The organism is Natronosalvus caseinilyticus, assembly GCF_017357105.1.
Taxonomy (GTDB): Archaea; Halobacteriota; Halobacteria; order Halobacteriales; family Natrialbaceae; genus Natronosalvus; species Natronosalvus caseinilyticus.
In genome coordinates, this window is record NZ_CP071596.1 from 1,659,699 (window position 1) to 1,672,144 (window position 12,446).

General features: G+C 65.0%; 15 protein-coding genes and 2 pseudogenes. 14 read left to right on the plus strand and 3 right to left on the minus strand.

The window, feature by feature from the left end:
• Positions 1-3: 3 nt before the first annotated feature.
• The 7 genes and pseudogenes from J1N60_RS08020 (at position 4) to J1N60_RS08050 (ending at position 5,951) form a co-directional block, all read left to right on the plus strand.
• Positions 4-860 (plus strand): annotated as a pseudogene (locus J1N60_RS08020) (IS5 family transposase).
• Entirely contained in the window at positions 857-1,036 is a 180-nt protein-coding gene (locus J1N60_RS08025; RefSeq protein WP_312912101.1) for a hypothetical protein, read from the plus strand. Before J1N60_RS08020 ends, J1N60_RS08025 begins: the two are co-directional and overlap by 4 nt.
• 189 nt (positions 1,037-1,225) lie before the next feature.
• Complete coding sequence (locus J1N60_RS08030; protein ID WP_312912103.1) at positions 1,226-2,371, plus strand: AIR synthase family protein; 1,146 nt, start codon at positions 1,226-1,228, stop codon at positions 2,369-2,371.
• Positions 2,368-3,159 (plus strand): annotated as a pseudogene (thiD, locus tag J1N60_RS08035) (bifunctional hydroxymethylpyrimidine kinase/phosphomethylpyrimidine kinase); the annotation flags it as partial. The gene J1N60_RS08030 and the pseudogene thiD, both read left to right, overlap by 4 nt.
• A gap of 279 nt (positions 3,160-3,438) precedes the next feature.
• A complete protein-coding gene (locus J1N60_RS08040) occupies positions 3,439-4,704 on the plus strand; it encodes an outer membrane protein assembly factor BamB family protein (protein ID WP_312912105.1) in 1,266 nt (421 codons plus the stop codon).
• Positions 4,705-4,873: 169 nt separating this feature from the next.
• Positions 4,874-5,293 (plus strand): tRNA-binding protein, encoded by a 420-nt coding sequence (locus J1N60_RS08045; RefSeq protein WP_312912107.1) that lies wholly within the window; start codon positions 4,874-4,876, stop codon positions 5,291-5,293.
• Positions 5,294-5,510: 217 nt separating this feature from the next.
• Positions 5,511-5,951, plus strand: coding sequence for a DUF5799 family protein (locus tag J1N60_RS08050; RefSeq protein WP_312912109.1), 441 nt, complete (start codon positions 5,511-5,513; stop codon positions 5,949-5,951).
• Positions 5,952-6,020: 69 nt separating this feature from the next.
• On the opposite strand, the gene J1N60_RS08055 is transcribed toward J1N60_RS08050, so the two are convergent.
• The gene (locus tag J1N60_RS08055) at positions 6,021-6,164 is read right to left on the minus strand and encodes a DUF7557 family protein (protein WP_312912111.1); all 144 of its coding nucleotides are present in this window, start codon (positions 6,162-6,164) and stop codon (positions 6,021-6,023) included.
• A 69-nt stretch (positions 6,165-6,233) separates the two neighbouring features.
• Here J1N60_RS08055 and J1N60_RS08060 point away from each other — a divergent pair, with 69 nt between their 5' ends.
• The 4 genes from J1N60_RS08060 (at position 6,234) to J1N60_RS08075 (ending at position 8,798) form a co-directional block, all read left to right on the plus strand.
• Positions 6,234-6,521: a DUF7545 family protein gene (locus J1N60_RS08060; protein ID WP_312912113.1), complete on the plus strand. Its 288-nt coding sequence runs from the start codon at positions 6,234-6,236 to the stop codon at positions 6,519-6,521.
• Positions 6,522-6,773: 252 nt separating this feature from the next.
• Positions 6,774-7,355 carry a biotin transporter BioY gene (locus J1N60_RS08065; RefSeq protein WP_312912115.1) on the plus strand — a complete coding sequence of 194 codons (582 nt, stop codon included), beginning with the start codon at positions 6,774-6,776 and terminating at the stop codon, positions 7,353-7,355.
• A gap of 3 nt (positions 7,356-7,358) precedes the next feature.
• Positions 7,359-8,087: an energy-coupling factor ABC transporter ATP-binding protein gene (locus tag J1N60_RS08070; RefSeq protein ID WP_312912116.1), complete on the plus strand. Its 729-nt coding sequence runs from the start codon at positions 7,359-7,361 to the stop codon at positions 8,085-8,087.
• A 6-nt stretch (positions 8,088-8,093) separates the two neighbouring features.
• Positions 8,094-8,798 (plus strand): energy-coupling factor transporter transmembrane component T family protein, encoded by a 705-nt coding sequence (locus tag J1N60_RS08075; protein ID WP_312912118.1) that lies wholly within the window; start codon positions 8,094-8,096, stop codon positions 8,796-8,798.
• On the opposite strand, the gene J1N60_RS08080 is transcribed toward J1N60_RS08075, so the two are convergent.
• Positions 8,795-9,505 carry a lipoate--protein ligase family protein gene (locus J1N60_RS08080; RefSeq protein WP_312912119.1) on the minus strand — a complete coding sequence of 237 codons (711 nt, stop codon included), beginning with the start codon at positions 9,503-9,505 and terminating at the stop codon, positions 8,795-8,797. The two genes, J1N60_RS08075 and J1N60_RS08080, sit on opposite strands and share 4 nt — an antisense overlap.
• A 54-nt stretch (positions 9,506-9,559) precedes the next feature.
• On the opposite strand from J1N60_RS08080, the gene J1N60_RS08085 reads away from it, so the two are divergent.
• Both J1N60_RS08085 and J1N60_RS08090 read left to right on the plus strand, forming a co-directional pair.
• A complete protein-coding gene (locus J1N60_RS08085) occupies positions 9,560-10,462 on the plus strand; it encodes a DUF8155 domain-containing protein (RefSeq protein WP_312912120.1) in 903 nt (300 codons plus the stop codon).
• 25 nt (positions 10,463-10,487) lie between these two features.
• The gene (locus tag J1N60_RS08090) at positions 10,488-10,718 is read left to right on the plus strand and encodes a DUF8151 family protein (protein ID WP_312912122.1); all 231 of its coding nucleotides are present in this window, start codon (positions 10,488-10,490) and stop codon (positions 10,716-10,718) included.
• Between the two features lie 205 nt (positions 10,719-10,923).
• Here J1N60_RS08090 and J1N60_RS08095 read toward each other — a convergent pair whose 3' ends face one another.
• The gene (locus J1N60_RS08095; RefSeq protein ID WP_312912124.1) at positions 10,924-12,033 is read right to left on the minus strand and encodes an OBG GTPase family GTP-binding protein; all 1,110 of its coding nucleotides are present in this window, start codon (positions 12,031-12,033) and stop codon (positions 10,924-10,926) included.
• Positions 12,034-12,225: 192 nt separating this feature from the next.
• On the opposite strand from J1N60_RS08095, the gene J1N60_RS08100 reads away from it, so the two are divergent.
• Positions 12,226-12,429, plus strand: a complete 204-nt coding sequence (locus J1N60_RS08100) for a VNG_1110C family protein (RefSeq protein ID WP_253433448.1) — start codon at positions 12,226-12,228, stop codon at positions 12,427-12,429.
• The last annotated feature ends 17 nt before the right edge of the window (positions 12,430-12,446 follow it).

Consider the following 12,446-nt stretch of genomic DNA (forward strand, 5'->3'; position numbering starts at 1 on the left):
GAAGTGAAGCGGGACGGGTTCGTTGTGCACACGAAGACCTCCCGCTTCACTGAGAAGGTTGTGTCGCTCGCCCAAAAAGCCGTCGTTGGCCAGCACCGGCCTATCGTCCGGGAGAAGACGGCTACGCTGACTGGGTGATTCTCGCCGTTCAGGGGTTGAAGGAGTATCTCGGCCATCCGTACCGGAAGCTGATGGACGTCCTCCGTGAGATGCCGAGAGTGACGAAATCACTGGGGTTGACGCCTGAAACGGTCCCACACTTCTCGACGGTGTGTGCGCGAAAACAGGCGATTCCGATGAAGCGGTGGCGAGCGATCCTCGATCAGTCCGTCGAACTGTACGATCTCGGTAATGTGCAGGCGATCGACGCAACCGGTGTTGATCGCGTCCAGGCCAGCCAGCACTACGCAAAACGGACGGACTACACGTTCGAGGCGGTGAAGACGACGCTGCTCATCGATTGTGAAACCAGTGCGATTCTTGATATACACTGTTCGATGAAACAACCGCACGATACGCAAGTCGGCTGGCAGGTGTTAATCCGGAATCTCGACGTATTGAGTACTGTCGCTGCCGATAAAGGCTACGACTGGGAGGAGCTTCGCACGCGATTGCGTGCAGAACATATCACACCGTTGATTCCGCAGCGCGACCCTGGAATGCGGGGATGGGCGAGAAATCTGCTTATCAAGGATCGGGCGTATTACCAACGTTCGAACGCTGAATCAGTGTTTTTCGGCCTCCGACGCAGATACGGCGATACGCTCTGGTCGAGAACCTGGTTCGGCCAATTCCGTGAACTTGTCATGAAATCCGCCGTCCGCAACATCGAACGCGCCATCGAGGACTCACACCTGTGAAATCACGCGTTCAAACAAGGCCAGACACATGTATTCACGAAAACGAATCGACAGACCAATCAATACTCATAAAAGAAGACGAAGCTCTGGCTGTATTTACAGAGGGATGTGACGAGAAATCCACTGGAATTCAGGCGGGTATAGATTACTTCGACCACGAAAAATATATTATTTAGTCGGCCAGGGTCAGGGTTTCCGGGCTCGTTCCGGTGTTTTTAGCTCGACCGGATATCACATATTTACCTTAACACTGCTGTTCGATACTCTTCCGTAACTCGAGTCCACGCCACGTTCCACTTCGCGACGGTCATTCCGCTAACTCGAGCGAGCAACATCCATTTGTACAACCGACGAATACCACACGTATGAACGACCTCGGCAAAGCCGACCGCGAGTTCTTCGATCAGTACCTCTACCCGAACCTGGGCGCCGAGCGCGAGGACGTGCGACTCGCACCGCAACACGGCGTCGACTTCGGCGTCGTCGACGTCGGCGGGCGGGCGGTGGCGATGGCGACCGACCCCGTCTTCATCATGCCCTCGCTGGGCTTCGAGCGGGCGGCCTGGTTCGCCTTCCACATCCTCTTCAGCGACGTGGCGGTCTCGGGGCTCGAGCCGGCGTACTTGAGCGTCGACTTCAACCTCCCGTCGGAGATCACCGACGAACAGTTCGCGACCGTCTGGGAGACGTTCGACCGGGAGGCGCGCGACCTGGGCGTCTCGGTCGTCACGGGCCACACCGCCCGCTACGCCGGGTGCAACTACCCGATGGTCGGGGGCGCGACCGTCGTCGCCGTCGGGGATCACGACGACCTGATTCGTCCGGACGGCGCTCGACCGGGCGACCGCGTCCTGGTGACGAAGGGGCCGGCCATCGAGACGACCGGCTTGCTGTCGATTCAGTACGAGTCCCTGCTCGCCGAACGGATGGACCCCGACGCGCTCGAGGCCGCGAAGGAACGCTATTACGACATGAGCCCCCTTCAGGAGGCGATGCTCGCGGCCGACGTCGGCGACGACGCCGTCACGGCGATGCACGACGCGACCGAGGGCGGCGTCTACGGCGGGCTGTTCGAGATGGCCCGCTCGGCAGGGGTCGGAATGCGGATCGACCGCGACCGCGTGCCGATCATGCCCGGCGTCCGCGAGACCTGTGAGGCCGTCGGTGTCGACCCCTGGATCTCGATCAGCGAGGGGACGCTGCTCGCGACGGTCGCTCCAGATGGCGTTGATGCGGTGCTCGAGGCGCTCGAGGCCGAGGGAATCCCGGCGGCGGCCGTCGGCGAGGTCACGGACGGCGAGGGCGTTATCGTCGACGGCGAGGCGATCGACCACCCCGGGACGGACCCGTTCTGGGGGACGTTCGAGCGATTGGCCGAGGAGGCCTCGAGTGGGGATAGGTCGGGAGAAGGAGGCGAGAACGGATCGAGGGAGGGGGAGGCGAACGGACCGGGAGAAGGAGGCGAGAACGAATCGGGAGAGGAGAACGCGAACGGGGGCGACGACCGATGATCGCCCCTTCGCCCGAGACGCCGCCCGTCGCCCTCACTATCGCGGGCAGCGACTCCGGCGGCGGCGCCGGCATCCAGGCCGACCTGAAGACGATGGCCGCCCACGGCGTCTTCGGCACGAGCGCGATCACCGCCGTCACCGCCCAGCACACCCGCGGCGTCGAGTCGAGTTTCGTCCTCCCGCTCGAGGAAATCGACGCCCAGATTCGGGCGGTGCTGGACGACTTCGACGTTCGCGCAGTGAAGACGGGGATGCTCGCGACCGCCGAGGCCGTCGACCTGGTGACCGAGCACGCGGGCGACCTCGAGGTGCCGCTCGTCGTGGACCCGGTGATGGTCGCCACCTCGGGCGACCGACTGCTCGACACGGATGCGGAGGCCGCTTACCGAGAGCTGTTCGCCCAGGCGACGCTCGTCACGCCCAACGCCGACGAGGCGAGCGTGTTGACGGGAATCGACGTCGAGAGTCACGATGCGGCGCGCGAGGCCGGACGGGCGCTCCTCGAGACCGGCACCGACGCCGTACTGGTGAAGGGGGGCCACGTCCCCGGCGAGACGGTTCGGGACCTCCTCTGTACCGACGACGGGATCGTAGCGATCGACCACCCGCGAATCGACACAGAGGCGACCCACGGCTCCGGGTGTACGCTCTCCGCCGCGATCGCGTCGAACCTGGCTCGAGGCGAGGGCATCGAGGCGGCCGTCGAGGGTGGGATCGAGTTCGTCGAGGCCGCGCTGACTCGCTACGCCGACGTGGGCCGCGGAGCGGGTGCAGTGAACCCGACTGTGGTACGCGAGTGAGTCCCGAATGGAACGCGGTCGAAGAGACTGACTCGAGGGGCCGACATCTGGCGTCTGCTGTCTGGCGTCTGCTGTCTGCTGTCCGATGGACGGTTCCCGTGGTCGAATCACGTCGAGACTTCGGGCCAACTGCTGACGGGGTGGGCTGCTCGAAACCACTGGCGAGCGTTTGTTTAATCGGTTGTTAGACCCGCTTGAACAGTTGCTCACTGCACAACTGTGGAATATTACGTCGATAGTTATGAGATGATTCGACGCTGTGTCGGTATGGGAAAATGGCAACGCCGCTCCTTCCTCGCAACTGGTGCAGCACTGTCGATCGGCGTCGGTCTCGTCTCGAGTGGGGCGGGAGACGTCGATGCCGACGACGGTGACGGACCCTCCGATGTCAACGCATCACTCGATACAGATCTCCCGGACCCGACACGCCAGCCGAACGCTACTATGAACGAAGACTGGGCATCCTACCGTGGTGACGCGGGACAGACCAGGTGCATCGCTGACGGACACGACTTCGACGGCGAGGCACTCGCCCCCGTCTGGTCGGCCGACCACGACGGTTCGGTCGCCGTCGCTGACGACACAGTGTACACCTCGACCGCCGACGGTGTCGTCGCGCTGGACGCCGGGGACGGGGCAATCGTCTGGGAGAACACAGATGTCCTCGCGCACGACCCCGCAGTCGCCGACGACGTGGTCTGTCTGACCACCGACGAGGGCGTCGTGGCGCTCGACCGGTCCGACGGCGGCGTCCGGTGGGAGGCGTCGTTCGATCCAGCAGACTCGGTCACCCGTCACACGGTGGCCTACGACGCCGCGTTCGTCGTCGTCGACGGAACTCTCTACGCCCTCGAGGTCGACGACGGCTCGATTCGGTGGGAACGTGAGTCGGTCACGCTCGAATCGCCCGCTAGCCCGGACGGGACGTTCGAGTTCGCCAGGGCCCCCGCCGCGGCGAACGGCGTCGTCTACGCCGCGACACCCCGGACCGTGCTCGCACTGGAGCCCGAAGCCGGGAACGAAGTCTGGCGAAACGAGGAGGTCTACCAGGACGTCGAGAGTCCGATCCACGCGAACGCGAGCGCGGTCGTCGTCGACTGGTGGTCCGACATCGATCTGGGCGTACACGACGCGCAGACGGGCGAGGTGAACGGCCTGATCACGTTGGAGACTGACCACGAAGTCTCGATCGACCAGGACGTGTATACAACCGGTGACGCCTTCAACCTGTACGGCGGCTCTCTCGAGGAGTGTGAAAACGAGTGGGAGGTCCCCTGTGCACACAACGCCGGACAGGCGGTTATCTGTGGCGAGACCATCTACGTCTACTTCGGACGGGCCGAGGGCGACTGGGGCGAGTACGACGAGGAACTCGTCGCGCTGAACAAGGACGATGGCACCGAGAAGTGGGCGATTTCGACGGACGATGCCCCCGTCGGGTACGTTCGGGCGATCAGCGGTGACACGCTGTACGTCGACCACGACGGGGAACTGGTCGCGTTCAGAGAGGGTGTGCCCGAGGACGGCTGTTGACGACCTCGAGAACGCGTCGTATCCCTCCAAGACCCTATTCATCAGCGATACTCCCGATCCTGACTCTCGATCCTGACTCTCGATCCTGACCTCGATTTCGACCCGACTTCACGCGCTGCCTCGAGCGGACCACCGACCTATATCTGTCCAGCGCCCCTGTCTCGAGCCAATGCCGGAGAGTCCGTTCGACGTCGAGATTCGGGTCGGCGAGATCGTCCGCGCGGAATCGTTTCCCGAAGCGCGAAAGTCGCACATGACGAAGCTGTGGATCGACCTCGGTGCTGGTGACGACGGCGCTGGTGGCGACGATACGGAGGATGGCGGTACGGAGGATGACGGGGCGAACGACGACTCGAGCGACGAGAGCACCCTCGTCCAGTCCGCCGGCCAGCACGACTACCACTACGATCCCGATGACCTCGTCGGCAGACGGGTCCTCTGTGCCACGAACCTCGGAAGCGTCCGTATCGCCGGCTTCAAATCGGAAGCGCTCACCGTCGGCGTCCCCAGCGACGACGGGTATCCAGTGCTCGTGAATCCCGACACCGAAGTCGACGCCGACGTGCCACTCGGTGGCGTCCTGTACTGACGGTCAGGGCCGTTGCCTCGAGCACGGCGAAATCGAGGGTTGGGCGGTGATCTCGCCGTGATCGCTCGCGGTGGGGTGACTCGACGCGTTCGACGACGACGTCGGTGTCGATGGCCAAGTCGCCCCCTCGAGCGCGCGGCTGAACGTCGACCGGAGGAGGTACCCTGCACGACCGGAGGAGGGAAACCCTGATACTGCCGTCGCCTAATCGTCACGCATGGGAACCGAGTGGACCGACCGGATCGTCAGCGAGCGCATGACCGTCGACCGGGAGTTCTCGACGCGAGTCCAGAGCTCTCGTTTTTCGAGCCAGGAGTGGAGTCTGATCATGACCGCGACCGAGTTCGAAATCGAGAATCCCGACGACCCCGAAACCGCGCGCATGGTCGCCAACACCGACAAGATCGACCAGATCCTGCCGGAACTCGAGAACGTCCGTTCCCAGGTGGGGGCGATGGGCGGCGCGCCCGGCGGCGACGACTCGAGCGGCGGGTTCCTCGACTCGATCAAGGGTGCCCTCGGGATGGGCGGCGGTGGCTCCCACGACGCCGAACGCGAGGCCGCCGAGGCGCTCACCCAGGAGTACGCCGAGGAACTGCAGTCCCGACTCGAGGAGAACGGCCGCTGGGAGGGGATTTGTGCGACCGCGGCGGAGTAACGTCGCTCGAGTGACTCGCTTCAGCGCGCGCGTCGCTCCGTCGCCTGGTGTGCACGACGCTCCGTCGAATCAATCGCCCGCGTGAAACAGCGTCCGCTCGCTCGATTCGTAGATGTTGATCAGTTCGGTCACGAGTTCGTCGTAGGACTCGTCTTCGATCCGCAGGGCGTCCAGTCGCTCGATCGTTTCCTCGTCGAGTTCGACCTGGGGCATGGGCGAACGTTAGATGCCGACGGCAATAAAGGCACAGTACCTTTAAGGTGGCCCGCCAAGGGCCAGTCGATGACAGACGACATCGAGACGACTACGTTTTCGATCGAAACCGACGGCGACGCCGACGAAGTCACGCTCCCGATCGGCCTGGTCGACCTCCTCGCGGAGGAGGGTCAGGGCGAGGCCGAGACCGTCGCGGACATCACCCTGCTTTCCTTTGCGAGCCGCGCCCACCACCTCGTCCACCACGGCGAGGATCCGGGTGAGGACCTCGAGGCCCAGGAAGAGCGCGTCATGGACCTCTTCGAAGAGCGCTTCGGCGTCTCGTTTGCGGAAGCGACGGGCCACCACCACTGAGTTGACGCTCGAGACCGCCGGACTCGAGCCGATTTTCGCGGTTTCGACACTACTCTCGAGCCCCGTTGCCACCTCGAGTCACGTTGCCACCTCGAGCCGTCACCGTCTTCGAGCCGCGTTGCCACCTCGAGCCCCGTCGTCACCGATTCTACCACCACCTCGAATCTCGAGGGACCGTGATTCGGAGACGGTATTCGTGTGGCGACGGACGTAAACCGAAGCATTAAATCGGGTTTACGAGTGACTCGAGGTATGGCTACGTCAACCGAAAATGTCGACCTCGTCGACGGCGACGTCGTGCGCTCGTTCGCTCGAGCCGCCCTGTTAGCGGTGTTGATCGGCGCGAGCGCCTACGTATCGATTCCACTGCCGGTCTCGCCGGTCCCGTTCACGCTCCAGGTGTTGTTCGTCTTCCTCGCAGGACTGGTGCTCGGGCCCGTCTGGGGCGTCATCTCGATGGTGCTGTACCTCGCCGCCGGTGCGATCGGCGTTCCGGTCTTCGCCGGGGGCGTAGGCGGCGTCGGTCACCTGTTCGGCTACACCGGAGGGTACCTCTGGTCGTACCCGATCGCGGCGTTCGTCATCGGCCTCCTCGTCCACCGTGGCTGGCGGGTTCGAGACCCCGCGACGGTACAGAAGACGACGCTCGCCGCGGCGCTGCTGGTTGGCCTCGGTATCATCTACGGCCTCGGCGTCCCGTGGCTTGCCTGGGTCCAGAGCCTCTCGCTCGCCGAGGCGGCCATCATCGGCATGGCGTACTACGTTCCCCTCGACCTCGTGAAACTCGCCGCCGCGATCGCAATCGTTCGGAGCGAACGGATCCCCGTCGCCTAGTCGATGATCGAATTTCGCGACGTTCGCTACGAGATCGAGGGCGTCACCGTCCTCGAGTCCATCTCGCTCGAGGTCGGGAGCGACGAGTTCGTCGTCCTCGCGGGCGCGAACGGGAGCGGGAAGACGACGCTCCTGCGTCACTGCAACGGCCTACTGACGCCGACGTCGGGGGCGGTCCTCGTCGACGGCACGCCGGTCATCGACAATCTCGTGGCCGCCCGCACAGCTGTGGGGATGGTCTTCCAGCACCCACGGGACCAGTTCGTCGCCGCGACGGTCGGCGCGGACGTCGCGTTCGGCCCGGAAAACCTCGGCCTCGAGCATCCGGAGATCGATCGACGCGTCGCCGACGCGCTCGAAGCCGTCCGACTCGAGGGACGCGAGGACGATCGAATCCACACCCTCTCCGGGGGCGAACAGTCCCGCGTCGCCATTGCGGGCGCGCTCGCGATGGAGCCGACTCACCTCGTCCTCGACGAACCGTTCACCGGCCTCGACGACCCCGCCCGTCGAGCGGTCCTCGAGCGCCTGTCCGCCCTCTCCCGGCAAGGAACCGGAATCGTCCTCGCGACCCACGACCTGCGGGACGTCCTCGAACTGGCTGACCGGGTGCTCGTCATGCGAAACGGCTCAATCGCGATCGATAAACCACCGGCTGACGCTCGCGACTCCCTCGAGAGCGAGGCGTTCGCCGTTCGCGCGCCCGGCAGCGGTACGCGAGTCGGGGACTGACGATCGATGCTCGGTTACGAACCCGACGACACGCTCGCTCACCGCCTCGATCCACGGTCGAAACTCGCCGTCCAGATCGGGTTCTCCGTCGCGGCGCTGGCTCACCTCTCGCCGCGACCACTCGCGGCACTCACCGTCCTCGCGCTGGGGTTCCTGTGGTCTGCGGACGTTTCGCCGCTTCGTGCGCTCGTTGCCTACCGATTCGCGCTGCCGTTTCTGCTCGCGGCCCCGGTCGTCGCCGCGCTCTCGTTCGGCCCGCCGTGGCTCGAGCCTGGCGACGCGGTCGAGCCGACGCTCGCGAGCTACCGCGTCCTGTTGATCGTCCTCGTCAGCGCCGCTTACGTGCGCTCGACGCCGGTTCGCGCCTCTCGGGCGGCTATCCAACGAACGATTCCGGGGAAACCCGGACAGGTGCTGGGAATGGGCGTCGCGCTCGTCTTTCGGTTTCTCCCCGTGCTCCGGGCCGATTTGCAGTCGATCCGGGACGCCTCTGCGTCTCGACTGGGGACCGAACGGGGCTTGCTCGAGCGGGTGACCCACCTCGGAGTGACGGCCCTCGAGCGAGCATTTCTCCGGGCGGACCGACTGGCGATCGCGATGCAGGCGCGGTGTTTCGCCTGGAACCCGACGCTCCCGGAACTCGCACTCACACGGCTCGACGTCCCAGCGTTTGGGCTGGCCGTCGCGCTATCGGTATCGGCGTTCGTCTAGACGTCGAGGTCCTCGAGAACGAACTCTCGATTGCCGACGAGCGCCGACTCGAGGACGCGCCGCACCCGTTCGGGAGAGACGGTCGAGCCGTCCGCCACGCCGCCCACCGAATCCGGATCGAACGGCACCTCGAGCGCGTCGTAGACGGCCTCGAGGACGTCTCGAAGCTCGTCGCTCGCCTCGACGAGCAGGATCCCCGAAACGAGGGCGGCGTCGCTCGTCACTCGCTGGGCGATGCCGACGACTTTTCGGAGCGACCCGCCAACCTCGAGCGAGAGGGAGTGGGTCCCCGGACAGAACGAGTCGTCGGGCTCGCCCCGAACCGGTTCGACGCCGAGGTCCACGAGAGCCGATTCGACGTCGGCCGTGAGCCGTTCGTAGCGCTCGTCGGTTCCTCGCCGGAAGTCCGCGACGGGCTCTGCGCGGGCGAACGCCAGCACTCGCGACCCGTCGTAGGCCACCGCTCGACCACCGACGCTGCGCTCGACCGGAGGGAACCCGCGTTCGTCGGCGGCCTCGCGACCTCGTTCGTACCCACCGCGTCGGGCGTCGCGGCGGCCGAACGCGACCTGGCGGTGGGGCGTCCAGACGCGAACCGCCTGCTGGCCATCGGCGGCGACCTCGAGGAGGCGTTCGCTCGCCGCCCGGTCGGCGTCGATCGTCGGCTTTCGGCCCCGGAGGACGCGAACCGGCGGAGTCGCTGGCATATTCGTAGCGTGGAGCCGAACTATCTAAATTCCCGCGACTCCGATTTGCGGTCGATGGACGCGCCAGGGCCGGAACCGGTCACGCTCGGACCCTCGATGCTCGAGCGCTACGCTCGCTTCTCGCTGTACAACTCGCCGTACCCTGCCCACGACCGGGGCTGTGCGATCGACCTCTATCCCGGGACGCTCCGGGACGGCCGGACGACCGCGGCGCCGAGTCCCGTCTCGGGAACTGTCCTCGAGACGCGGACTGTCCGGGCGCCGCCGAAACCGTACGCGCCCGATCACGACCACCTGATTCTCCTCAAGTGCGACGGGCCGTTCGCTGGACTGATCGCCCGGATCCTCCACGTCGACCCCGCCGTCGAGGCGGGCGAGAGGGTCGAGGCGGGAGAGTCGCTGGGTCGACTTGTGCGGGCCGGCTTCTTCGCTCCCTGGGTCGACAACCACCTCCACGTCGGCTTTCGTCGACCCGACCAGAACTGTTATCGGGCGTCGGGATCGCTCCCGCTGGTGCTCGGCTTGGAGGTTCGCCCGCTCGCGTGGGACGGCGCCGGCACAGTGGTCGACGTCGGCGAGACGTACGCGGTGCTCGACGCCCCGACGCACCCGTCTCCCGGAGCGGAGTTCGTCGGGGTCGCGGCGGACGATGGCGGGGTCGTAGACGGCGGGATGCCCCACTACGAGGGTGGAGGCGTCCTCGGGGACGTTTCGGGTACCGACGTTCGCCTCGGTGGAACCCGACTCGGCACACTTGAGGACGGCGGTCGAACGATCGACTGGGACCGCCTCACGGTAACCGTCGACGGCACGCCGATTACTGGACTCTCGTTCTTTTGCGCCCGCGACGACGGCTTCGGCGCGAAGCTCATCTGCCCGGATCACGATTTCGCCGTGGGCTCTCAGGTCACAGTCGAGATCCGAAACGGTGGTCTCGGCGCCAACAGAAAAGGTTAGGTCCTTCGAGAGACTGGTGTCGGCAATGGCTGCACTGAATACGGAACTCGTCCTCGAGGTGGCGACGTTACTGCTTTACTCGCTGATCGCGGCCGCCCTGACGGTGGCCGGAGCCGCCGCGGAGTTGCTGAGCATCCAGAACTTCGGCGCCGGTGAACTGTCCGTGGCCGTCTGGGCGGGAGTACTCGGCTTCGTCCTGCTGTACGCCGGTCTCTACGGCATCGGCTACCAGAAGTTGCTGGCTCGAGTGATCTGAGGCGCCTGTCAGTTCTTCGGTTGATCGTCGTCTACTCAGCGACGGCGTTCCTGGCGGAGTCGAGCCATCCTCGAGCCACCGTCGATCCGTCTTCGAGTCTCCGCCGAGCCACCGTCGATCCGTCTTCGAACCATCCTCGAACCACCGTCGACTCATCGCTGATGAACGATCGCGATCCGGAAATTCCACCGATCAGACAACGCCGCTACCGGCGAAGAATCAGCTTCAACACGTCCTCGTCCTCGAGCACGTGCTGATCGCCCACCTGCTGTTTGTCGTGGGTCGCACTGGGCCCGGACACCCGTGCGAACCGGAATCGCTCCTCGAACTCGCCGCCGAGCTTGTCGACGGCGTCCTCGATGGTCGACCCCGCCGAAATGACGAGCGGTTCCTCGTAGTCGACTCCTCGTCCCGGCTTGTCCATGTAGACACGGATCAGGTCGAGGTTGTCCCACATTCGGTCCTTGAGCGCCTCGAGCCCCTTCTCTTCCTCGGCGCTGATGAACGTGACCTCCTCGGGGTCGAGGCCACGCTCTCGGAGTTGCTCGTCGACGGTTTCTTTGTACTCTGGGGTGATCAGGTCGACCTTGTTGACGCAGGTGATCGACGGGATGTACTCCCGGTTCTCCATTAGGCCGTCGATCAGGCGGTCGATGTCGACCTTCTCGCCGAGGTTGAGGTCGGCGTTGACGTACCCCTGGTCGCGCAGGACCTCCTTGATCGTGGCCTCATCCAGGTCCTGGTCGGCGCTCGAGGTGACCTTGATACCGTCTTTGATCTTCGGCCGGACGGTCACCCGCGGTGGTTCCTTGTCGACGCGGATGTTGATGTCGTACAACTCCTCTTGCAGGCGGTCGTACTGCTCGATCTCGAACACCGAGAGGACGAAGAGGATGAGGTCGGCGTTCCGGACGACCGAGAGCACCTGCTTGCCGTCGCCCTTCCCGGTCGCCGCGCCCTCGATAAGCCCGGGCACGTCGAGGAGCTGGATGTTCGCGCCGCGGTGTTTGCACATCCCGGGATTGACGTCGAGGGTCGTGAACTCGTACTCGCCGGTCTCGCTCTCGGCGTTGGTCAGCGAGTTCAGCAGCGAGGACTTGCCGACGCTCGGAAACCCGACGAGACCGACCGTCGCGTCGCCGGTCTTCTCGACGGAGTAGCCCGTCCCGCCGCCCGCCGAGGACTGGTTCTGGAGCTTCTCTTTCTTCTCGGCGAGCTTCGATTTCAGCCGACCGATGTGCGCCTCGGTCGACTTGTTGTAGGGCGTGTTGGCGATTTCCTCCTCGATTGCCTGGATGTCCTCCTCGAGCCCCATTCTATCTAGCCTCATCCGCGCGTCGCGAAAAACCCTTTCGACCTCGTGCAGGCGTCGCGGTGGGGTCGCGGCCGCGAACGGACGAACCGGGAAACCGAAAATCAGGATGCATCCGGAGATCCCCCTTCCACTCGAACCGACGGACACTTCGACACACATAAACGACCGGCAACGCATCGTTTAGCCGAACGAATGCCAGATCCGTCGAGTCTGCGCGATAGCACGCAAATCGTCCTCCCACAGGAGGCCCTGGCGGGCCTCGAGGCGCAACTCGACGAGGAGTTCACGATAACGATTTTCCCCGAAGGCGATCGGTACTGCCGGATCATCGGCAGCCCGGTCGAGATCAAGGAAGCGAGTCAGTTTCTGGTGCGCCAGGGCGTCAGCTTACCCTGACACCTCCGATCCGGCAC